The sequence below is a fragment of the Actinoplanes sp. CA-051413 genome (assembly GCF_050955795.1).
Lineage (GTDB): Bacteria > Actinomycetota > Actinomycetes > Mycobacteriales > Micromonosporaceae > Actinoplanes.
This window is the reverse complement of record NZ_CP192100.1, coordinates 5,775,390-5,797,249: the sequence shown is the minus strand read 5'-3', so window position 1 is coordinate 5,797,249 and position 21,860 is coordinate 5,775,390. Positions and strand designations below refer to the sequence as shown.

Here is a 21,860-nt window from a genome sequence, read left to right as displayed (position 1 = left end):
AAATGTCAACGGCCCACATTCATGGGAGCGCTCCCATGTTCATGACCGTCGATGGCGCATCCGCGGCGTCGCAGCCGTGCCCGGAGAGGAACCCCTTTGCGACGACCAAGATTCACCACGGTGGCCGTCGCCGCGCTGCTCATCGGCGCGACGACATTCGTTGCCACTGCGGCCGACCGTCCCCGGCCGGCCACCGCGGCCGCCGCTGTCGACGCGTACAACTGGAAGAACGTCCGGATCGACGGCGGCGGCTTCGTGCCGGGCCTGATCTTCAACCGGACCGAGAAGAACCTGATCTATGCGCGCACCGACATCGGCGGCGCGTACCGGTGGAACCAGGCCGGGCAGAACTGGGTGCCGCTCCTGGACTGGGTGGGCCAGGAGAACTGGGGCTACAACGGCGTCACGAGCATCGCGACGGACCCGGTCGATCCCGGCCGGGTCTACGCGGCGGTGGGCATGTACACCAACAGCTGGGATCCCAACAACGGCGCGATCCTGCGCTCGGCCGACCGCGGCGCGACCTGGCAGGTCACCACGCTGCCGTTCAAGAACGGCGGCAACATGCCCGGCCGCGGCATGGGTGAGCGGCTGGCGATCGACCCGCACGACCACAGCCACGTGTTCTACGCCGCCGAGGGCGGCAACGGCCTCTGGCGCAGCACCGACTACGGCGCGACCTGGGCGAAGGTCACCGCGTTCCCGAACGCCGGCAACTACGTGCAGGATCCGGCCGACACCAACGGCTACCTGAGCCAGAACCAGGGCCTGACCTGGGTCACCTTCGACGACGTCAGCCGTGATGTCTACGTCGGCGTGGCCGACAAGGCTAATCCGGTCTACCGCTCCACCGACGGCGGCAGCACCTGGGCGCGGGTCCCCGGCCAGCCCACCGGCTACCTGCCGCACAAGGGGGTCCTGGACTCGGTCAACCACTACCTCTACGTGGCCACCAGCGACACCGGCGGCCCGTACGACGGTGGCAAGGGGCAGGTCTCGCGGCTCAACACGGTGACGGGGGAGTGGACCGACGTCAGCCCGGTCAAGCTCAGCGCCGGCGCCGACCTCTACTTCGGCTACTCCGGCCTGACCGTGGACCGGCAGCGGCCCGGCACGCTGATGGTCGCCACCCAGATCTCCTGGTGGCCGGACGCGATCTTCTTCCGCAGCACCGACAGCGGCGCCACCTGGACCCGGATCTGGGACTTCACCAGCTATCCGAGCCAGTCCAAGCGCTACACCATGGACATCTCGGCGAACCCGTGGCTGGACTTCAACACCAACCCGCAGCCGCCCGAGGCCACGCCCAAGCTCGGCTGGATGAACGAGTCGGTCGAGATCGACCCGCTGGACTCCAACCGGCTGCTCTACGGCACCGGCGCCACCGTCTACGGCACCACCCAGCTGACCAACTGGGACAAGAACACGACGTTCACCATCAAGCCGATGGCCAAGGGTCTCGAGGAGACCGCGGTGCTCGACCTGGCCAGCCCGCCGTCCGGGGCGCCTCTGGTCAGCGCGCTCGGTGACATCGGCGGGTTCTACCACGCCGACCTGGACACCGTCCCGGCGAGCTTCCACGACACCCCGAGCCTGGGCAGCAACACCAGCCTGGACTTCGCCGAGCTGAGCCCGGCGTTCTTCGTCCGGGTCGGCAACGCCGACGCGGCACCGCACATCGGTGTCTCCAACGACGGCGGCAAAAACTGGTACAACGGCCAGGAACCGGCGGGCGTCACCGGCGGTGGCAAGGTGGCCGTGGGGGCCGACGCCAACGCCGTGGTCTGGGCCCCGGCCGGTGTGGGCGTGCACTACTCGACCACCCGGGGCAGTTCCTGGACGGCGTCCACCGGCATCCCGGCCGGCGCCGAGATCGTCAGTGACCGGGTCGACCCGAAGACCTTCTACGGGTACGCGGCCGGCAAGGTCTACGTCAGCAAGGACGGCGGGGCCACCTTCACCGCCTCGGCGGCAACCGTGCCGTCGACCGGGAACGTCAAGCTGCACACCGTCGCCGGCCGTACCGGGGACGTGTGGCTGGCCGGCGAGACCGGGCTGCTGCACTCCACCGATGCCGGTGCGACGTTCACGGCGGTCGCCGGCGTCAGCAAGGCGATCAACGTCTCCACCGGCAAGGCCGCGCCGGGAGCCGCGTACCCCGCGGTCTTCACGATCGGCACGGTCGACGGCGTGGCCGGGGTCTTCCGCTCCGACAACGGCGGCGCCGGCTGGGTGCGGATCAACGACGACGCCCACCGGTACGGCAACGCGGGCGAGGCGCTGGCCGGTGACCCCCGGGTGTACGGCCGCGTCTACCTCGGCACCAACGGCCGCGGCATCCTCTACGCCGACCGCACCGGCGGATCCACCCCGCCGCCGGTGACCCCGTCCGCCTCGGCCTCGGCCTCGCCGCCACCGGTGACCCCGTCCACCCCGCCGCCGGTGTCCCCGTCCGCCTCGGCGTCGGCCACCCCACCGCCGGCGGCGACCGGTTGTACCGCGACCTACAAGATCACCGGTTCCTGGGGCGGTGGCTTCCAGGGTGAGGTGACCGTCCGCAACACCGGCACAGCCCCCACGAAGACCTGGTCCGTCGGCTGGACCTTCGGCAACGGCCAGGTCGTCTCGCAGGTCTGGGGCGGCACCGGTGGTCAGACCGGCACGGCCGTGACCGTGCGCGACGCCGGCTGGAACGGCGTGCTGGCCGCGAACGCGACCACCACGTTCGGCTTCCTCGCCTCCACCACCGGCACCAACCCCCTTCCGTCGCCGATCACCTGTGCGGCCACGTCATGACCCGCCCCACCCCCAGGAAGGACCCGCGATGAGATCCCCCCTGTCCACCCGATCGCGTTATCGACGCGGTCTCGCGGCCTCGGCTGCGGCGTTACTCGCCGCCGGCCTGGTCGTCGCCGGCTCGTCGCCCGCGCAAGCGGCCGCCGGCTGCACGGTCGTCTACCGTGTGCAGAGCCAATGGAGCGGCGGCTTCACCGGTGACATCGCCATCACCAACTCCGGTGACCCGCTGAGCAGCTGGAAGCTGGAGTACGACTTCCCGGACGCGGCGCAGAAGGTCACCCAGGGCTGGAGCGCCACGTACGCGCAGAGCGGTCAGCACGTCACCGTCTCCAACGCGGCGTGGAACGGCACCCTCGGCACCGGCGCCACGATCAGCACGGGCTTCAACGGCACCTTCGGCTCGGCCAACCCGGTCCCGACGGCGTTCACCCTCAACGGCACCGCCTGCAACCAGACCGCCGCCGTACCGACGGTGTCGATCAGCAGCCCGGCGGCCAACACCCGGTTCAACGCGCCCGCCTCGATCCCGATCGCGGCGACCGCCACGGCCACGAGCGGCCGGACCATCAGCAAGGTCGAGTTCTACCACGACGGCCTGCTGCTGGGCACCGACACCACGGCGCCCTACGCCTACACCTGGGCGAGCGTCCCGGCCCAGACCGCGGCGTACCACCTGCAGGCCATCGCGTACGACTCGACGAACGCCAAGAGCGCGACCGCCGACGTACCGGTGTTCGTCGACGCCGCCACCAGCCCGGCGGTCGTCACCGATCCCACCTCGCTGACCGTCGCTCCTGGCGAGACCGCGACGTTCAAGGTGGCGCTGTCCAAGGCGCCGACCGCGAGCACCACCGTGGCCATCGCCCGGAGCGCCGGGGCCACCACGGTCTCGGCGACGCCCGCGTCGCTGACCTTCACGACCGCGAACTGGAACACGGCGCAGACGGTCACCGTCGCCGCGACCGCCGCGGCGGCGCTGAACTCCACCGCCACCTTCAGCGCCACGGCCACCGGGCACACCGCGGCCAGCGTGACCGTGACGGTGCTGGCCAAGGGCAGCGCCGACGCCCGGTTCACCCAGCTCTACAGCGACATCAAGAACCCGGCCAACGGCTACTTCAGCCCGGACGGCGTGCCCTACCACTCGATCGAGACGCTGATCGACGAGGCGCCCGACCACGGCCACGAGACGACCTCCGAGGCGTTCAGCTACTGGCTGTGGCTGGAGGCCGAGCACGGTCAGGTGAGCGGGGACTGGGCGCCGTTCAACGCGGCGTGGAAGACGATGGAGCAGTACATCATCCCGTCGCACGCCGACCAGCCCACCAACGACAAGTACGACCCGAGCAAGCCGGCCACCTACGCCGCCGAGCACCCGTTGCCGTCGGAGTACCCGTCGCAGCTGGAGAGCGGCGTGTCGGTCGGCACGGACCCGCTGGCCAACGAGCTGAAGAGCGCGTACGGCACCTCGGACATCTACGGCATGCACTGGCTGCTGGACGTCGACAACGTGTACGGCTTCGGCCACTGCGGTGACGGCACCACCAAGAACGTGTACATCAACACCTTCCAGCGCGGCCCGCAGGAGTCCACCTTCGAGACCGTGCCGCAGCCGTCCTGCGACACGTTCAAGCACGGCGGCCCCAACGGCTACCTCGACCTGTTCACCAAGGACGCGTCGTACGCCAAGCAGTGGAAGTACACCAACGCCCCCGACGCCGACTCGCGGGCCGTGCAGGCCGCCTACTGGGCGCTGACCTGGGCGACCGCGCAGGGCAAGCAGTCCCAGCTGTCCGCCGCGGTGGCCAACGCCGCCAAGATGGGCGACTACCTGCGCTACTCCTTCTACGACAAGTACTTCAAGAACCCGGGCTGCACCTCGACGTCCTGCGCCGCGGGCTCCGGCAAGAGCAGCTCGAACAACCTGATGTCCTGGTACTACGCCTGGGGCGGCGCCACCGACACGCAGGCCGGCTGGGCCTGGCGGATCGGCTCCAGCACCAGCCACTTCGGCTACCAGAACCCGATGGCGGCGTACGTGCTGTCCAACGTCCCGGCGATGGCCCCGAAGTCGCCCACGGCCAAGGCCGACTGGCAGGCCAGCCTCAACCGGCAGCTCGAGTTCTACCAGTGGCTGCAGTCCAGTGAGGGCGGTATCGCCGGCGGCGCGACCAACAGCTGGCAGGGTGCGTACAAGGCCCCGCCGGCCGGCACCCCGACGTTCTACGGTCTGTCCTACGTCGAGGCGCCGGTCTACGAGGACCCGCCGTCCAACCGGTGGTTCGGCATGCAGACCTGGTCGCTGGAGCGGCTCGCCGAGTACTACTACCTGACCAACGACGCCAAGGCGAAGTCCGTCCTGGACAAGTGGGTCACCTGGGCCCTGGACAACACCGAGATCGGCACGTCGAGCTTCGCCATCCCGTCGGACCTGGCGTGGACCGGCAAGCCGGTCACCTGGAACCCGTCGAGCCCGGCCGCCAACACCGGCCTGCACGTCGAGGTCACCAGCAAGGGCCAGGACCTCGGGGTCGCCGGCTCGTACGCCAAGCTGCTCGCGTACTACGCGGCCAAGTCGGGCAACGCGCGGGCCAAGACGGCCGCCAAGGGCCTGCTGGACGCCATCTGGGCGTACAAGGACCCGAAGGGCGTGTCGGTCACCGAGACCCGCGCCGACTACAACCGGATGGACGACCGCTACGACGCGGCCACCGGCCAGGGCATCTACATCCCGCCGGGCTGGAGCGGCAAGATGCCGAACGGCGACGAGATCAAGCCGGGCGTGTCCTTCCTGGACATCCGTTCCTTCTACAAGAACGACCCGGACTACCCGAAGGTGGACGCCTACCTCAAGGGTGGCGCGGCCCCGACCTTCAACTACCACCGATTCTGGGCCCAGGTCGACGTGGCCACCGGCTACGCGGACTTCGCCCGCCTCTTCCCGAACGGCTGAGAGGACCGAGATGAAAAGAAGATTCCTGTACGCGGCCGCGGTACTGCTCGCCACCGGTGTCGGCGTGACCGTGGTGCAGACCAGCGCATCGGCGCACGGGGCCATGATGGTCCCCGGTAGCCGGACCTACTTCTGCTGGAAGGACGGCCTCTCCGGGACCAACGGAGCGATCATCCCGAAGAACCCGGCCTGCGCCGCCGCGGTGGCCCAGGGGGGCACCACCCCGCTCTACAACTGGTTCGCCGTGCTGCGTTCGGACGGGGGCGGCCGGATGGCCGGCTTCATCCCGGACGGCCAGCTGTGCAGCGGCGGAACCGGGGGCCCGTACAACTTCACCGCCTACAACGCCGCCCGCAACGACTGGCCGCAGACCCACCTCACGGCGGGCGCCAGCATGCGTTTCGACTACAACAACTGGGCCAAGCACCCGGGCACGTTCTCGCTGTACATCACCAAGGACAGCTGGAGCCCGACCCGCCCGCTGGCCTGGAGCGACCTCGAGTCGACCCCGTTCTCGCAGGTGGTCAACCCCGAGTCGGTCGGCGGTCCGGGAACCAACGACGGCCGGTACTCGTGGACCGGGCGCCTGCCCTCGGGCAAGAGCGGCAAGCACCTCATCTACTCGGTGTGGTCCCGCTCGGACAGCCAGGAGACCTTCTACGGCTGTTCGGACGTGACCTTCGACGGTGGCAACGGTGAGGTGACCGGCGTCGGTGACGGGACCACCCCGACGACCCCGCCGCCGGGCCCGACGACCCCGCCGCCCGGCCCGACCACCCCGCCGCCGGGCCCGACGACCCCGCCGCCCGGCCCGACCACCCCGCCGCCGGGCACCGACACCGGCTGCTCCGCGATGTACAACGTCACGGGGTCCTGGGGCGGTGGCTTCCAGGGCGAGGTCATGGTCCATGCGGCGAGCACGCCGGTGAGCAAGTGGAAGGTGTCGTGGACGTTCCCCGGCGGGCAGACCGTCAGCCAGCTGTGGAGCGGCAAGTACACCGGTAGCGGATCACTGGCCACGGTGACGAACGAGTCGTGGAACGGCTCGATCGCGGCCAACAACTACACCACGTTCGGTTTCACCGGCACCGGATCGACGCCACTCACGGTGCAGAACCTGAGCTGCACCACCGCGTGACACAAAGGGGGCCCGGGGCGCGTGAGCGCTCCGGGCCTCCGCCTGTCCGGGGAACGCTAGCGACGGGCCCGGCGCTTGGCCGGGGCCGCGGTGCTGGCCCGCACGACCAGCTCGGGGGTGACGACGACGTGGGCCGGGGACTCCGGACCGGCCATGTGCTCCAGCAGCAGGGCGAGGCTGAGCCGGCCGAGCTCGGCGAAGTCCTGGCGCACCGTGGTCAGCGGGGGCAGGAAGTATCCCGAGTCCGGCATGTCGTCGAAGCCGACGACGCTGACCTCCTCGGGCACCTTGCGGCCGGCCTCGTGCAGGGCGCGCAGCACGCCCAGGGCGATCCGGTCGTTGGCGCAGAAGATCGCCGTGACCGCCGGGTCCCGGGCCAGCGCCTGGCCCTGCACGTAACCGGTCTCGGCGTTCCAGGACTGCGGCAGGATCGGCGGCACCTCGGCGCCGGCCGCGGTCAGGGTGTCGCGCCAGCCGGCGATGCGCTCCTGCGCCTCCGGCCAGTCGCCCGGACCGGCGACGTGGTGCACCGTGCGGTGGCCCAGGTCGAGCAGGTGCCGGGTGGCGAGCTGGGCGCCGCCGGCGTTGTCCACGCGTACGGTCGGGACCCCGTCGGCGCCACCGGCCCCGCCGACCGCCACACACGACAGGCCGGCCGGGGCCTGCGTCAGGGCATCGGTGACCGCGTGCTTGGGGGCGATGGCGATGATGCCGTCCACCGCGTGCTGGCGCAGCCGGTCGACAGCCTCCAGCACCGGCCGGCGTTCCAGGTTGCGGAAGGTGGCAATGCTGACCAGGTAACCGGCGGTGCGGGCGGCGTCCTCGATGCCGTACAGCATGGAGGCCGGGCCGAACAGCGTGGTCTCGAAGCCGATGATGCCCAGGGTGTGCGACTGGCGGGTGACCAGCGTACGGGCGGCGAGGTTGCGGCGGTAGTCCAGCGACTCCATCGCCTCCAGGACCCGGGCGCGGGTCTCCTGCCGGACGTTCGGGTGCTCGTTGAGGACCCGCGACACCGTCTGGTGAGAGACGCCCGCGAGCTTGGCGACGTCACGCATGACCGCCGCCGGCTTCTTCGATGGCACGCAGTTCCCCTTGTCGCTCCCGCACCGGTGTCGGCCACAGTGTAGTTCTTTCAAGTTTCCGAACAGTGCCCTTGACCTCGGTGTCGGCGCTCGGTCAGCGCTTGCTAGGTCACGATACGGAACGATCTCTTGACGCCGGGATTGGGAACGGTAACACTCCTGAAACGCACCGTGTGACGGGAGCCACTGCATCGAGCGGTTTGGCTGTCGTCTGGCTGCTCCGCGCGTTCCCACCCCCGGACGCCGTGGGACTGCCGCTCTCCTTCCTGTCAATTGAACACCGGCTTCGCGAAGTTCAGATTGTGAACGCTAACAAATGAGATACCTGGAGGACGTTGTGCTCAAGAAATGGTCCGCTGCGGTCCTGGCCGGCGCGCTGGCGGTCGGCGCCCTCGCGGGATGCGGTGGCGGTGACGACGCCGGCAGCGGCGACAGCGGCGGCGGCGGTGGCAAGATCACCATGGGCTTCTCCCAGGTCGGCGCCGAGAGCGGCTGGCGTACGGCGAACACCAAGTCGATCCAGGAGTCGGCTGCCACGGCCGGCATCGATCTGAAGTTCTCCGACGCGCAGGGCAAGCAGGAGAACCAGATCAAGGCGATCCGGTCCTTCATCGCCCAGCGCGTCGACGTGATCGCCTTCTCGCCGGTCGTGGAGTCCGGCTGGGACACCGTGCTCAAGGAGGCCAAGGACGCGAACATCCCGGTGATCCTCACCGACCGTTCGGTGGACTCGCAGGACAAGTCGCTGTACAAGACCTTCATCGGCTCCGACTTCGTGCTCGAGGGCAAGAAGGCCGGCGAGTGGCTGGTCAAGGAGTACGAGGGCAAGACCGGCGACGTCAACATCGTCGAGCTGCAGGGCTCGCCCGGCGCGGCCCCGGCCAACGACCGCAAGGCCGGCTTCGCCGACGTCATCAAGGCCGACCCCAAGTTCAAGGTCATCGCCTCGCAGACCGGTCAGTTCACCCGGACCGACGGCAAGGAGGTCATGGAGGCCTTCCTCAAGGCCCACCCGAAGATCGACGTGCTCTACGCGCACAACGACGACATGGGCCTGGGTGCCATCGAGGCGATCGAGGCGGCCGGCAAGAAGCCCGGCACCGACATCAAGATCATCACGGTCGACGCGGTCAAGGACGGCATGACGGCGCTCGCCGGCGGCAAGATCAATTACATCGTGGAGTGCAGCCCGCTGCTCGGCCCACAGCTGATGGACCTGGCCAAGAAGGTCAAGGCCGGCGACACGGTGGAGCAGCGCGTGCTCACCGAGGAGACCACCTTCACCCAGGAGCAGGCCAAGGCCGCTCTGCCGGACCGCAAGTACTGAGGGTTCGTTCAGGGCACCCTGAACGATCCTCACCGATCACGCACGAGCGGCACCGCCCCGGCCGGCAAGCCGGGGCGGTCCGCCGCCGACAAGGAGCAAAACGATGGGTGACCCGCCGATCCTGCAGATGACCGGCATCCGCAAGACCTTCCCGGGCGTGGTCGCGCTCGACGGCGTCGACTTCTCGCTGCGTCCGGGCGAGGTCCACGCCCTGATGGGCGAGAACGGTGCCGGCAAGTCGACCCTGATCAAGGTCCTGACCGGGGTGTACGGCATCGACGCCGGCGACATCCGGCTCAACGGCACCCCGGTGCGCTTCGGCGGGCCGCTGCAGGCCCAGCAGGCCGGCATCAGCACGGTCTACCAGGAGGTGAACCTCTGCGCGAACCTCTCCGTGGCCGAGAACATCTTCATCGGCCGCGAGCCCCGGCGCTTCGGCAAGATCCGCTGGTCGGAGATGCGCCGCCGCTCGGCCGCCCTGCTCGCCGGGCTGGACCTGCACCTGGACGTGGCCGCGCCGCTGAGCACGTACTCGCTGGCCATCCAGCAGATGGTCGCCATCGCCCGGGCGATCGACATCTCGGCCAAGGTGCTGATCCTGGACGAGCCCACCTCCAGCCTCGACGCCTCCGAGGTGGAGCGCCTGTTCGAGGTCATGCGCCGGCTCAAGCGCGACGGCGTGGCCATCCTGTTCATCTCGCACTTCCTGGACCAGGTCTACGCCGTGGCGGACCGGATGACCGTGCTGCGCAACGGCACCCTCATCGGCGAGTACGCCACCGCCGAGCTCACCCAGATGCAGCTGGTCACCAAGATGATCGGCAAGGAACTGACGGTGCTGGAGCGCCTCGAGGAGGAGCCGCGCACGGTCACGGCCGACGCGCCGCGGGAGCCCATCATCGAGGCGCACGAGCTGGGCCGTACCGGCGCCATCGCCCCGTTCGACCTGACCATCCGCGGTGGGGAGATCGTCGGGCTGGCCGGGCTGCTCGGCTCGGGCCGGACCGAGCTGGCCCGGCTGCTGTTCGGTGCGGACCGCCCCGATGAGGGCACCATCAAGATCGACGGCAAGCCGGTCGCCCTGCGGACCCCGCGGGTGGCCATGAACCACGGCATCGCGTTCTCCTCGGAGAACCGCCGTACCGAGGGCGTCGTCGGCGAGCTCAGCGTGCGGGAGAACATCGTGCTCGCACTGCAGGCGTCCCGCGGCTGGTCCCGGCCGATCCCGCGGCGCAAGCAGGACGAGCTGGTCGAGCGTTACATCAAGACCCTGGGCATCCGCCCGGCCGACCCGGACGTGGCCGTGCGCAATCTCAGCGGCGGCAACCAGCAGAAGGTGCTGCTGGCCCGCTGGCTCATCACCGAGCCCCGGCTGCTCATCGTGGACGAGCCGACCCGCGGCATCGACGTCGGCGCCAAGGCCGAGATCCAGCGGCTGCTGGTCGAGCTGGCCGACGGCGGGATGGCCGTGCTCTTCGTCAGTGCCGAGCTCGAGGAGGTGCTCCGGCTCAGCCACAAGATCGAGGTGCTGCGCGAGCGGCACCTGGTCGAGGAACTCGACAACACCGGCGGCGGCGTCGACGCCGACCGCGTCATGCAGGCCATCGCGAGTGGAGCTAACCCGTGACCGCCATCGTCAAGCACCGGCTCTTCTGGCCCGCCGTCGTGCTCGTCCTGCTGCTGGTCAGCAACGTCTTCTTCGCCCCGCGCTTCTTCACGATCACCCTGCAGGACGGCCACCTGTACGGCTCGCTGATCGACGTGCTGCGTTCGGCCACCCCGCTGGCCCTGGTCGCCCTCGGCATGACGATGGTCATCGCCACCGGCGGCATCGACCTGTCGGTCGGCTCGGTGATGGCGATCTCCGGCGCCGTGGCGTGTCTGTTCATCGGTGACCTGAGCGATCCGGGCAGCGTCGGCGGCGTGCTGCTGGCGGTCGGCCTGGCCCTGGTCCTGTCGCTGGTGGCGGGCCTCTGGAACGGCGTACTGGTGTCGGTGATCGGCATCCAGCCCATCATCGCCACGCTGATCCTGATGGTGGCCGGGCGGGGCATCGCCCAGCTGCTCACCGGCGGCCAGATCATCAACGTGTCGTCACCGCCGTTCCGGGTGATCGGCGCGGGCTACGCGCTGGCCATCCCGGTCTCGGTGATCATCGTCGCGGTCGTGGTGGCCGCGGCCGTGCTGCTCATCCGCCGCTCGGCGCTGGGCGTGCTGGTCGAGGCCGTGGGCGCCAGCCCGACCGCGAGCCGGCTGGCCGGCATCCGGTCCCGCGGGCTGACCATCATGGCGTACATGTTCGCCGCCGTCTGTGCCGGCATCGCGGGCCTGATCTTCAGCTCCAACGTGGCCAGCGCCGACAGCAACGCGGCCGGCAACCTCATCGAGCTGGACGCCATCCTCGCGGTGGTGATCGGCGGTACGGCGCTGACCGGCGGCCGCTTCTCGATCGCGGGCAGCGTGCTCGGGGCGGTGCTGATCTCGGCGCTGGACATCACGACGTACACGATCGGCGTGCCGGCCGAGACGACCCTGTTGTTCAAAGCGGTCGTGGTTGTCATTCTGTGTCTGAGCCAGTCCGCCGCCTTCCGCGCCGCGGTGTTCCGCCGCCGCCGTACCCCCGCCGTCACTCCCGCAGCCGAGGTGCCCGCATGACCGACGTGAAGGCTCCGCCGCAGCCGGCGGTCACCGTGGCCCCGCCGCACAAGCGGCGCCGGCTCGACCGGCGGCACATCCCGGTGCTGGCCACCCTGGCTCTGCTCGCCCTGATGTACGGCCTGGGCGTCGCCAACTACGACAACTTCTCCGACACCCAGGTCCTGCTCAACGTCTTCGTCGACAACGCCTTCCTGCTCGTCGTCGCGGCCGGGATGACCTTCGTGATCCTCACCGGCGGCATCGACCTGTCGGTGGGCGCGGTGGTCGCCCTGACCACCGTGGTCGCCGCGACGCTGCTCAACGACGGCTGGCCGGCGGCGCTGGTGCTACCGCTGGTGCTGCTGATCGGCACGACGCTGGGTCTCGGCATGGGCCTGGTCATCCACTACTTCAAGGTGGAGCCGTTCATCGCCACGCTGGCCGGCATGTTCCTGGCCCGCGGCCTGTCGCTGCTGATCAACCGCAACTCCATCCCGATCACCGACCCGTTCTGGACCGCGATGGCCCAGGAGCGGATCCGGTTCGGGCCGGGCATCTTCATCTCCACCAGCGTGGTGATCGCCCTGGTGGTGGTGCTGGCCGGGGCGTTCGTGCTGGCGTACACCCGGTTCGGCCGCACGGTCTACGCGATCGGCGGCAACGCGGACTCGGCCCTGCTGATGGGTCTGCCGGTGGGCCGGACCCGGATCGCCGTCTACACGATCAGCGGGTTCCTGTCGGCGCTGGGCGGCGTGCTGCTCAGCTTCTACATGCTGTCCGGCTACAGCCTGCACGCGCAGGGCATGGAGCTCGACGCGATCGCCGCGGTGGTGATCGGCGGCGTGATCCTGACCGGCGGCTCGGGCTACCTGTTCGGCACCGTGCTGGGCGTGCTGGTGCTGGGCCTGATCCAGACGATCCTCACCTTCCAGGGCACGCTCAGCTCCTGGTGGACCCGGATCGTGGTGGGCATCCTGCTGTTCGCGTTCATCGTGCTGCAGCGCCTGGTCACCAGACGGGCCCGTTAGCGGCACCACGTGAACTGCCCGGCGGACCGCCATCCGCCGGGCAGTTCTCGGTCAGTCGCCCCGCACGCGGGCGTGCAGGTGCATGTCGTGCCGGCCGTCGGCATGCACGGCGGCGCTGCGCTTGGTGCCCTCCAGCCGGAAGCCGGACCTGGTGGCGACCCGGCAGGACGCCTGGTTGCCGGTCGAGTGATCCAGCTCCAGGCGGTGGAACCCGGCCGGGCCCAGAGCCCAGTCGCTCACGGCGGTGAGCGCCCGCGAGGCCACCCCCGCACCCCGGGCGGCCGGAAGCACCCAGTACGCGCACACAGCGACGCCGTCGGAGAAGTCGAAGCCGCGCAGGGCGATGCGTCCCAGCACGACATCGCCGGCCCGGGTCACCGCCCAGTGCCCGCCTCGCTCCTGCGCCCAGTCCCGCCGGTACTGGTCGAACCACTCGTCGACCTGCTCCGTCGACGAGGGGCGGCGGGTGTGCCAGCGCCGGATCTCCGGGTCGCTGTAGGCGTCCAGGAAGACCCCGGCGTCAGCCGCCTCCCACGGCCGCAGCAGCAGGTCACCGGGGGCGGACAGCGCGGGTTGCGGGCCGGCGGCGAGGGTGCCGGCGACGATGGTGGGCGGCGTCGAGAAGGCGGTCACGTCAGCCAGCTTCGCAGCCCGGCCGCCCGGGATGGCACACAGGTCATCTTTCCCAGCTGCGGTCCGGCGGGGGACAATCGACCGAGGTCACGCTGCTCGCACCCGGAGGCGGACATGAACGAAGCGATCACCCGCCGACCTCAGCGGGGTGTGCTGGCCCGGCTCGGCTCCGCCATCACCGCGGTGTCCCGGCGGCCACCGGTGCAGGCTGACCCCGTACCGTCTGCGGCCCGCAGCCCTGGCAGTCACCGCCACCAGGACGCCCTGGCCGTGCTGACGGCCGCCCGGGCCGTCGTCGGGCACGGCTGGACGCAACACACCTGGTACGTCATGGAGACGCCGGCCGGCCGCCGCCGCACCATGTCGTCGATCTTCCCCAGCCGCCTGGACCGCACCCGGGTCGTCGAGGCCTGCCTGGTCGGCGCCGTGATGCACGCGGCCTGGCAGCAGAGTCCGCGGCCGGAGCACGCCTACCCCGCGGTGGACGCGCTCTGGTGCACCCTGCTCGGCGGCACCCCGGACGCCGACCCGGTCGGACCGCTCTCCGCGCCGCCGGTGCGCGTCGCCCGCGTCCGCGACCTGACCACCTGGAACGACCGGCCCTACCGGACCCGGGCCGAGGTGCTCGACCTGCTGGACCGCACCATGGCCCGGATCGCCGACGCGGACCGGCGGCTCACCCCCCGATGACCCGGGCCCGGTGGTCCTTGGCGAGGCCGTGCCGCGGGCAGGGCTCCCGCGGCTCCCGGGGGCACAGCACCCACATGTCCGACACCGTCACCCGGTAGAGGCGGTACGAGGAAGACCCGGTCACGTCCTCCCGGGTCACCGGTGCCGCCCCGCCGCCGTCCGCCCGGGGATAGCTGCGCAACGCGTGCTCGAGGTCCGCACCGGCCACCTCCCGCGCCTCCCCGACCGCGTAGACGGCCCGGCCGTGGTACGGCGCCACGGTGGAATCGAAGACGACCATGCTCACCCGCGGATGCGCGGCAAGGTGACCGGAGTGGACGGCGTCCCGCTCGGACACCCAAGAGAAGTCCCGGTCGCCGGACGGGGCGAAGTAGACCGGGGCGGTCCACGGATGCCCGTCCGGCCCGGTCGTGCCGAGCACGAGGTAGTGGTTGCTCGCGATGATGCCCCGCGCGTGGGCCAGGAGATCGTCGTCGGTCATGCGAGCACTCTGCCTCACCTGCACGTCACCGGCAGCGCCACACCACGGCCTGGATCGTGCCGGAGGCGTCGTCCGACTGGCCGCCGATGGTGCGGCCGTCGTCGCTCAGGGTGGTGGCGATGTTGGCCAGGCCGCCCGGCTCGTGCGTGGCCAGGTCCGGCAGCACGACCGTCCTGCCGTCGGCGACGAGCACCGCGCGTCCCTGCTTGTCCGTGCCGACCTGCCAGCCGTGGGCGTTCGCCGTGTTCGCGCCGATCTCCAGGCCGTCGATCAGCCGGACCTCGCCGGTGCGGACGTTCCAGCGGACGGCCGTCACGCGGGCCGGTGCCTTCTTGTCGCTGCCCTCGGCCCCGGGGGAGGGGTTGCTGCCGTCGCGGCCGGTGCCGTCGGTGGCCACCCCGGTCGCCCAGCCGTTGCGGATGCTGAAGGCCCGGGCGGTGACGGCCGGCTTGCCGCCGACGGCCGGCATCGGCAGCTCGCGGTGGGTGCCGTCCGGGAACCAGACGTACGGCCGTTCGTCGTCGAGGGTGCCGACCGCGGTGCCGTCCTCGTCGATGTCCGTCGCCTGGGCCCGGGACGTGCCGGCCGGCACCGGCAGGCGGATCGGCTTGGCGGTCGCCGAGCGCCACAGCAGCGCGGCGTTGCCGGTGTCGTTGTCGCCGACGATCGCGCCGGCCTCGTTGATCGCCAGCGCCGAGCCGCGCCGTACGCCCGGCAGTTTCGCCACCTTGCCGTCGCGGTAGACGTACGGCACCGGGCCGCTGCCGGCGTAGCTCCAGCCCACCGCGGTGCCCGCCGAGTTGACGTCGCGCAGGGACTCCTCCAGGTCGCCGGGGAGCATCACCTTGCGCGCCTGGCCGTCGTGCCAGATGACCGCCTGGTAGCCGCCGGCCTTCGGGTACGAGCGGCCGACGATGTACCGGCCGCCGGGGTCGGCTCCGGAGACCAGGGCCATCGGTGCGTTGTCGGGCGCGGGCAGCCGGTCCAGCGTGCAGCTGCTCGGCGGGGTGGCCGCGGGCGCGGTCCACCCGGGGGTGCCCGGGATCGTGTAGAGCGGCGGTTTGACCGAAGCGCTCGTGGGGGCGGCGACCTTCGGACGGGGCTCGGTGACCGATCCGGCCGCCACCGACGCGCCGGCCACGGCGAGCGCGGTCACCGCGGCGGCGCCGGTGTAGCCCGCCGCGCGGCGGGTGCGGTGCCGGCGGCGCCCGTCGGCGATCGCGCGGCCGATGTCCACGGTGGACGCGGTACGCGGCTGGTCGTCGAGCGACCGCAGCAGGTCGAAATCGGACGGCATCATCGGCTCCTCAGTTCCTGGGTGGAAAAGCCCGTCAGTTCCCGCTCGCCGAGCAGGCGTCGCAGGGTGGTGAGACCGCGGGAGGTGTGGCTCTTGACCGTGCCGGCCGAGCAGCCGAGGATCGCGGCCACCTCGTCGACCGGCAGGTCGTAGAAGAAGCGCAGCACCAGCACGGCCTGCTGCCGGCGCGGCAGCCGGGCCAGCGCCACCCGGACGACCTGGCGATCCTCGATGCCGCTGCCGCCGGCCGGCGGCAGCGGCTCCGGTGTCTCGCGCAGCAGCCGGACCCGGGCCCAGGCCAGCCGCCGCTCGTCGACGAACGTGCGGACCAGCATGGTGCGCACGTACCCGTCGAGGTGGGTGGCCGTGGCCGCCCGCTGCCATTTCACGTACAGCGTGGTGATGGTCTGTTGCACCAGGTCGTCGGCGCGGTGCTCGTCGCCCGCCAGCAGGAACGCCAGCCGCCGCAGCGCGGGTATCCGCGCCGTGACGTAGTCGACGTACTCCGCTTCAGAACCGTCCCGCATCGTGCCGCCCTCCGTCGGGTCATCACTTCTCAGACGGGTACGGAGGACCACCCGGTTGTCCGGTCGCCGGGCCCGATCGTGACCCGGGCACAATCGCTGGCGTGGATGTGCCCGGACTCCTGCGCCAGGCGGCGGGCGAGCTGCCCGCCCGGCTGCCCCGGGCCGACCTCGACGAGTACCTGGCCCAGCACGAGTGGGAGCTCGCCCTGGACGTGCTGCTCGACCGGGGCGACGACCATCCGGTGACCACGTCCTACTTCCAGATCCTCGAGGAAGCCGCGTACCGGATGGGCCTGGAGCGTAGCGCCGCGTGGTGCGCGTGGCGGCGCCGCGAGGTGCTGCACGGCGTCATCCGCGCCGAGCTGCGGCTCATCCCCGGCACGCGCACTGCGGCGATCCCGGGCGCCGGGACGGTACGGCCGCTGTGGGACACCGGTCTGCTCACCCCCGCCGGCGCGCCGGACCTGGCGGTGGCGCTGATCTGGGTCGAGTACGCCCAGGAGCTGGCGCCGGGCGGCGCCGGTCCGGTCCGGCTGGCCCCGCTGACCGCCGTCCGCTGGCATCATCTCGAGCCCGGTGACCGGATCACCATGCACGAGCGGGGCGCGACGACCGGCACGGCGACGATCACCGAGGTGGTGTTCCCGGGATCGCCAGATCGCCGATGACGGCGTCGAGGGCGGCGACGGTCCCGGTCAGCTCGGCGATCTCGGCGACGATGCGTTCCCGCTCGGCCCGCAGCCGGTCGCTGAGCCAGGGGGTCCGGATCGCCGGGTCGCTCAGGCAGGGCAGCAGGTCCGACATCGTCCGGCTGCCGATGCCCGCGTCGAAGAGCCGCCGGATCAGCAGCACCCGCTCGACCGCCGCCTCCGGGTACGTGCGCTGACCGCTGCCCGAGCGCACCGACGTCAGCAGCCCCTGCTCCTCGTAGTAGCGGATCGACCGCGTGCTCGCGCCGGTCCGGGCGGACAGCTCACCGATCCGCATCATCACTCCCTTGCCCCTCACACCGATGTCAACTTCTAGTCTCATCGGATGACCACCGTTGATGTCAATGCGCTGATCGGCGTCCCGCTCGACGAGGGGGCGGCGCTGGCCCGTACCGTCGAACTGGCTCTGCACCAGGCCGCCACCGGCCGGCTGCCCTTCGCGGCGCTGGTCGTGCGCGACGGCGTCGTGCTCGGCGGCGGCGCCAACACCGTCGTGGACGACCACGACCCGTCCGGGCACGGCGAGGTCGTCGCCGTCCGCGACGCCACCCGCCGGCTCGGCACGGCCGACCTGTCCGGCGCCGTCGTCTACTCCAGCTGCGAGCCGTGCGCGATCTGCCGGCTGGTCGCCGCCGCGGCCGGGATCGGCGAGATCGTGTACGCCGCGGACAAGTCCCTGGTCCCCGCGGCCATTGACGGCGACGCGGCGACCACGGCCCGGCTGATCGACGCGGTCACGGCGGTCCTGCCTGGCATCGCCCGCCCGGGGCACACCGACGCCGACGCCGCCGCCCCCTTCCGGCGCTACGAGCAGGCGGTCGCCCGATGATCCGGCTCGGCGTGAACGTGCCCAACTTCGGGCCCGAATCCAGCTACGACGCGCTGCTCGGCTGGGCCCGCTTCGCCGAGGACGGCGGCTTCCACACCCTGGTGGTCTCCGACCACGTCGTGCTGACCCCGGAGGTCGCCGCGATCTATCCCGAGCCGTTCCACGACCCGTTCGTGCTGCTCGCCTGGCTGGCCGGGCAGACCTCGACCGTGCGGCTGGGCACCTCGGTGGTGCTGCTGCCGTACCGGCACCCGCTGCACACCGCCCGGATGAGCGCGATGCTGCACCTGATGAGCGGCGGCCGGTTCGTGCTCGGCGTCGGGGCCGGCTGGTCGGCCACCGAGTTCGCCGCGCTGGGCGCCGACCATGCCCGGCGCGGCCCGGTCACGGACGAGTACCTGGAGATCATCACGGGGGCGTGGGCCGCGGACCGGGTCGACGGGCCCGGCTATCAGGGGGTGCAGACGGGGCCGCGGCCGCCGGAGGGCCGGGTGCCGGTCTGGGTCGGCGGAGCGTCGCGCCGGGCGATCCGGCGCGCGGTCCGCTCGGGGAGCGCCTGGCATCCCATCAACCCCGACCTGGACTGGCTCCGGGACAAGGGGCTGCCGGCGTTGCGCCAGGAGGCGGCGGAGCAGGAAAGGCCGGTGCCGGAGCTGGTCGTGCGGGTGAAGGCGCGGCTGCAGACCGAGCCGGCCGGCCCGGACCGCCCGGCCGGGGTCGGCACGCTGGAGCAGGTCGTGGGGGACGTGCACGCGCTCGTCGGGCTGGGTGCGAGCGAGGTGATCCTCGACCCCAACCCGGACGAGCCCGGCCCGCGGGACTACGCGGCCGAGCAGCGGCAGCTGGCCGAGATCAGGCAGGCGTACGCGGCCGGATAAGCGAAACCGGCGGCCACCCCGGTGAGGGGTGCCGCCGGTCGCGCGGTGACGGCTTACTTTCCGCCGCGGGCGCGGGCGTACTTGGCGCGGAACTTCTCGACCCGGCCGGCGGTGTCGAGCAGGCGCTGCTTGCCGGTCCAGAACGGGTGGCTGCCGCTGGAGATGTCGACGTCGAGCACCGGGTAGGTCTGCCCGTCGCTCCACTCGACCGTCTTGTCACTGGTCGCCGTGGACCGGGTCAGGAACGAGTAGTCGGCGCTGCGGTCGCGGTAGACGACGTAACCGTACGCGGGGTGGATTCCGGTCTTCATATCTCAGTCCTCCAAGTGGATCCAGGGGGTAGAACGCAGGAGGACGCCGGTTATTCCACTCACCGCGGGCTATCGGTAAACGCTCGCGATCGCCCGGACGTCGGCGTGCGGCACCGGCGCCGGCTGCCCCGCGAGCAGCTCCGCCGCCCTGCGCCGCTGCCGGCGCGGCACCCCGCCGTTGAGTCCCAGGTACGCCAGCGTCGGATGCCCCGGCACCGCCGCCACCAGCCGCCGGGCGCCGCGCCCGCCGATCTCCGTCCGCCGCAGGTCCAGCCGCTGCAGCCGGGCCCCGCCGAGGGCGTCGGCCAGCGCGTACGCGCCCTCGTCGCCGACCACGTTGCCGTGCGCGCCCAGCGACCGCTCCGACGGCGGCCGGGCCAGGTCCAGCGCCGTCCACGCGCCCAGGTGCCGGGCCAGTGCCGTGGCCCCGGCCGGGCTCAGGCCGTTGCCGCCCAGCCCGAGGGTCAGGGCCACCCCGTCCGCGAGCTCGGCCAGCGCCGCCACCCCGGCGTCACCGAGGTGGTTCGCGGCCAGGTAGATCTCGTGCACTCCGGCCTCGTGGATCAGCGTGCCCAGCACCGGCACGACGTCCGGCCCGAAGCCGTTGCCGCCCAGGTAGAGGCGCTGCAACCGGGCCGGTCGGGCGGCGAGCGCGGCGGCCAGCGCCCGCAGGCCGTGCCGGGTCATGCCCACGTTGACCAGGTCGAGCGTACGGATCGCCCGGTTGGTGGCCAGCGCGGCGGCCAGCCGGGCCACGCCGTCGTCGCCGACCGGGTTGCGTTTGAGCCAGAGCGCCCGCACGGTGTCGTCCTCAGCCAGCCGGGCGGCGATCGCGTCCACGCCGTCCGAGTCGATCCGGTTGCAGCCCAGATAGAGCGTCTCGACGTGGTGGCCGGGCCGCAGCGCGCCGGCGACCGCGCGGGCGCCGTCGGCACCGAGGCCGTTGGTGCCGAGCAGCAGGTGGCGCACCAGCGGCGAGTCGACGGCCGCCGCGACGATCCGGGCCGCCTGCGCAGGGCCGAGGCCCTGCTTGCAGAGGTCGAGCCGGCCGTCCGGCTGGACCGTCCCGCGCGGGAACTCCTCGGGCTGCGCGACCGTGCCCGCGGCGGCGAGCCGAGCCAGCAGGGGAGCGAAGTCCGCGGGGTCGGTCAGCCCGGCGCCGGGGTCGGTGATGGCCGGGCAGCGCACCGGCGTTGCGTCGCTCACCAGGGCACACTCCGGTAGTCCTTGAGGAACTGGCCGCTCACCGGGTCACCGCGCAGCCCGCGCACGATCGGGTCGTACACCCGGGCGGCGCCGTCCACGACGTCGAGCGGCGGCCGGAAGCCGGCCTGCCGCACGGCCGTCTTGGCCGGGTGCGGGCGCTCGTCGGTGACCCATCCGGTGTCCACGCTGTTCATGTGGATGCCGTCCCGCGCGTAGTCCGCGGCCACCGTGCGGACCAGCATGTTCAGCGACGCCTTGGCCATGTTGGTGTGCGGGTGCCGCACGGTCTTGCCCCACCGCGAGAAGCTGCCCTCCATCGCCGAAACCTGCACGACGTGCCGCTGCGGGTGCCGGCTGGCGGCGAGCAGCGGACGCAGGCGCGAGGTCAGCAGGAACGGCGCGAACGCGTTCACGACGTGCACCTGGAGCCACTCGTGCGGGCTGACATCGCCGTCGTGCAGCACCCAGGAGTTGACTGCCCGCAGGTCCAGCTGCTGGCCGGTCTCGTCACGGTGCCCGGCGGGGAACAGCGGGTCACCGGTGGCCACCGGCAGACTCGGGTCGCCGGCGGTGATCGCGATGCGGGCGGCCGGCCCGGACAGTGCCGCGGTCTCGGCCTCGCGCACCTCACGGTGGTACGCCTCGGGCCGGTACAGCGTCTGCGCGGCGTTGTTGACCAGGATGTCCAGCCCGGCGAAGCGCCGCCCGGCCAGCGCCACGAAATCCAGGGTGGCGTTGAGGTCCAGCAGATCCAGCTCGTGCACGGACAGCCGGTGTCCCCAGGCGGCGAAGTCGGGCACGGCCGCGTACCGGCGGGCGGCGTCGCGCGGGAAGCGGGTCGTGACGATGACCTCGGCGCCGTCGCGCAGCAGCTTCAGCGTGGTGTGGAAGCCGATCTTGACCCGCCCGCCGGTGACGACAGCGGTACGCCCGGACATGTCACACCGGGCGTGCCGGCGCACCCTGTTCTCCTCCGCGCAGGGCGGGCAGAGCAGGTGATAGTCGGCGTCGACCTCCCGGTACGCCGTCTTGCACACGTAGCACCGGCGCTCACGCCGCAGGGTGCCGGCGGGAGTGGGCGCGGCCGGGGAGGGGCCGGGCAGCTCCGGCGGGATCTCGGTGTGGAAACGGGTGGCCGCCGCCAGCACGGCCCGGTCCGCGGCCCGGGTCTCCCCGTCGCGGCGCACCTTGGCCCGGCGCTTCACATCACGGGCGGCCGAGGTGACGGCTCGTTCCAGCGTCAGCCGGGTGGCGTCGTCCAGGCCCGGGTCGCCGAGCCGCGCGAGCACGGAAAGGCACACCGCCAGTTCCGTACGGTCGACCGACACTGC

Annotated in this window: 20 protein-coding genes; 11 read left to right on the top strand and 9 right to left on the bottom strand. The window is 71.7% G+C overall.

Features of this window, described 5'->3' with window-relative positions; genetic code table 11:
- Positions 1-96 precede the first annotated feature (96 nt).
- From ACQP2Y_RS27395 to ACQP2Y_RS27385, 3 genes are read left to right on the top strand one after another with little or no spacing between them, the layout of a single operon-like run.
- A complete protein-coding gene (locus ACQP2Y_RS27395) occupies positions 97-2,796 on the top strand; it encodes a cellulose binding domain-containing protein (RefSeq protein ID WP_433717897.1) in 2,700 nt (899 codons plus the stop codon).
- Positions 2,797-2,824: 28 nt separating this feature from the next.
- Complete coding sequence (locus ACQP2Y_RS27390; RefSeq protein ID WP_433717896.1) at positions 2,825-5,752, top strand: glycoside hydrolase family 48 protein; 2,928 nt, start codon at positions 2,825-2,827, stop codon at positions 5,750-5,752.
- A 10-nt stretch (positions 5,753-5,762) separates the two neighbouring features.
- The gene (locus tag ACQP2Y_RS27385; RefSeq protein WP_433717895.1) at positions 5,763-6,890 is read left to right on the top strand and encodes a lytic polysaccharide monooxygenase; all 1,128 of its coding nucleotides are present in this window, start codon (positions 5,763-5,765) and stop codon (positions 6,888-6,890) included.
- Positions 6,891-6,946: 56 nt separating this feature from the next.
- On the opposite strand, the gene ACQP2Y_RS27380 is transcribed toward ACQP2Y_RS27385, so the two are convergent.
- Positions 6,947-7,948: a LacI family DNA-binding transcriptional regulator gene (locus tag ACQP2Y_RS27380; RefSeq protein WP_433732082.1), complete on the bottom strand. Its 1,002-nt coding sequence runs from the start codon at positions 7,946-7,948 to the stop codon at positions 6,947-6,949.
- A 343-nt stretch (positions 7,949-8,291) separates the two neighbouring features.
- Here ACQP2Y_RS27380 and ACQP2Y_RS27375 point away from each other — a divergent pair, with 343 nt between their 5' ends.
- The 4 genes from ACQP2Y_RS27375 to yjfF all read left to right on the top strand — a co-directional run bounded on the left by ACQP2Y_RS27375 (position 8,292) and on the right by yjfF (position 12,967).
- Complete coding sequence (locus ACQP2Y_RS27375; protein ID WP_433717894.1) at positions 8,292-9,302, top strand: ABC transporter substrate-binding protein; 1,011 nt, start codon at positions 8,292-8,294, stop codon at positions 9,300-9,302.
- Positions 9,303-9,405: 103 nt separating this feature from the next.
- Positions 9,406-10,929: a sugar ABC transporter ATP-binding protein gene (locus ACQP2Y_RS27370; protein ID WP_433717893.1), complete on the top strand. Its 1,524-nt coding sequence runs from the start codon at positions 9,406-9,408 to the stop codon at positions 10,927-10,929.
- Entirely contained in the window at positions 10,926-11,957 is a 1,032-nt protein-coding gene (locus ACQP2Y_RS27365) for an ABC transporter permease (protein WP_433717892.1), read from the top strand. The genes ACQP2Y_RS27370 and ACQP2Y_RS27365 overlap by 4 nt, the downstream gene beginning before the upstream one ends.
- Positions 11,954-12,967: a galactofuranose ABC transporter, permease protein YjfF gene (gene yjfF / locus ACQP2Y_RS27360; RefSeq protein ID WP_433717891.1), complete on the top strand. Its 1,014-nt coding sequence runs from the start codon at positions 11,954-11,956 to the stop codon at positions 12,965-12,967. Before ACQP2Y_RS27365 ends, yjfF begins: the two co-directional genes overlap by 4 nt.
- A 51-nt stretch (positions 12,968-13,018) precedes the next feature.
- On the opposite strand, the gene ACQP2Y_RS27355 is transcribed toward yjfF, so the two are convergent.
- Positions 13,019-13,600, bottom strand: coding sequence for a GNAT family N-acetyltransferase (locus ACQP2Y_RS27355; RefSeq protein WP_433717890.1), 582 nt, complete (start codon positions 13,598-13,600; stop codon positions 13,019-13,021).
- A gap of 114 nt (positions 13,601-13,714) precedes the next feature.
- Here ACQP2Y_RS27355 and ACQP2Y_RS27350 point away from each other — a divergent pair, with 114 nt between their 5' ends.
- Entirely contained in the window at positions 13,715-14,290 is a 576-nt protein-coding gene (locus ACQP2Y_RS27350) for a DUF6197 family protein (protein ID WP_433717889.1), read from the top strand.
- On the opposite strand, the gene ACQP2Y_RS27345 is transcribed toward ACQP2Y_RS27350, so the two are convergent.
- Genes ACQP2Y_RS27345 through ACQP2Y_RS27335 form a run of 3 tightly spaced genes read right to left on the bottom strand, consistent with a single transcriptional unit; the run spans position 14,277 to position 16,595 of the window.
- Entirely contained in the window at positions 14,277-14,771 is a 495-nt protein-coding gene (locus tag ACQP2Y_RS27345) for a pyridoxamine 5'-phosphate oxidase family protein (RefSeq protein WP_433717888.1), read from the bottom strand. The genes ACQP2Y_RS27350 and ACQP2Y_RS27345 overlap by 14 nt on opposite strands.
- Positions 14,772-14,796: 25 nt before the next feature.
- Positions 14,797-16,068 (bottom strand): hypothetical protein, encoded by a 1,272-nt coding sequence (locus ACQP2Y_RS27340; protein ID WP_433717886.1) that lies wholly within the window; start codon positions 16,066-16,068, stop codon positions 14,797-14,799.
- Positions 16,068-16,595, bottom strand: coding sequence for a SigE family RNA polymerase sigma factor (locus tag ACQP2Y_RS27335; RefSeq protein ID WP_433717885.1), 528 nt, complete (start codon positions 16,593-16,595; stop codon positions 16,068-16,070). The genes ACQP2Y_RS27340 and ACQP2Y_RS27335 overlap by 1 nt, the downstream gene beginning before the upstream one ends.
- Before the next feature lie 101 nt (positions 16,596-16,696).
- Between ACQP2Y_RS27335 and ACQP2Y_RS27330 the strand changes: the two genes are divergently transcribed.
- Positions 16,697-17,263 carry a hypothetical protein gene (locus ACQP2Y_RS27330; protein ID WP_433717884.1) on the top strand — a complete coding sequence of 189 codons (567 nt, stop codon included), beginning with the start codon at positions 16,697-16,699 and terminating at the stop codon, positions 17,261-17,263.
- Here the strand turns inward: ACQP2Y_RS27330 and ACQP2Y_RS27325 are convergent.
- The gene (locus ACQP2Y_RS27325) at positions 17,223-17,582 is read right to left on the bottom strand and encodes a MerR family transcriptional regulator (protein ID WP_433717882.1); all 360 of its coding nucleotides are present in this window, start codon (positions 17,580-17,582) and stop codon (positions 17,223-17,225) included. The genes ACQP2Y_RS27330 and ACQP2Y_RS27325 overlap by 41 nt on opposite strands.
- Positions 17,583-17,630: 48 nt before the next feature.
- On the opposite strand from ACQP2Y_RS27325, the gene ACQP2Y_RS27320 reads away from it, so the two are divergent.
- Together ACQP2Y_RS27320 and ACQP2Y_RS27315 are read left to right on the top strand one after the other, a co-directional pair.
- The gene (locus ACQP2Y_RS27320) at positions 17,631-18,134 is read left to right on the top strand and encodes a nucleoside deaminase (RefSeq protein ID WP_433717881.1); all 504 of its coding nucleotides are present in this window, start codon (positions 17,631-17,633) and stop codon (positions 18,132-18,134) included.
- The gene (locus ACQP2Y_RS27315; RefSeq protein WP_433717880.1) at positions 18,131-19,012 is read left to right on the top strand and encodes a TIGR03619 family F420-dependent LLM class oxidoreductase; all 882 of its coding nucleotides are present in this window, start codon (positions 18,131-18,133) and stop codon (positions 19,010-19,012) included. Before ACQP2Y_RS27320 ends, ACQP2Y_RS27315 begins: the two co-directional genes overlap by 4 nt.
- A gap of 53 nt (positions 19,013-19,065) precedes the next feature.
- On the opposite strand, the gene ACQP2Y_RS27310 is transcribed toward ACQP2Y_RS27315, so the two are convergent.
- From ACQP2Y_RS27310 to ACQP2Y_RS27300, 3 genes are all read right to left on the bottom strand, one after another.
- Positions 19,066-19,323 carry a type B 50S ribosomal protein L31 gene (locus ACQP2Y_RS27310; protein ID WP_360542768.1) on the bottom strand — a complete coding sequence of 86 codons (258 nt, stop codon included), beginning with the start codon at positions 19,321-19,323 and terminating at the stop codon, positions 19,066-19,068.
- A 69-nt stretch (positions 19,324-19,392) separates the two neighbouring features.
- Positions 19,393-20,529, bottom strand: coding sequence for a gala protein (locus ACQP2Y_RS27305; protein WP_433717879.1), 1,137 nt, complete (start codon positions 20,527-20,529; stop codon positions 19,393-19,395).
- Positions 20,526-21,857 (bottom strand): SDR family NAD(P)-dependent oxidoreductase, encoded by a 1,332-nt coding sequence (locus tag ACQP2Y_RS27300; RefSeq protein ID WP_433717878.1) that lies wholly within the window; start codon positions 21,855-21,857, stop codon positions 20,526-20,528. Before ACQP2Y_RS27300 ends, ACQP2Y_RS27305 begins: the two co-directional genes overlap by 4 nt.
- Positions 21,858-21,860 lie beyond the last annotated feature (3 nt).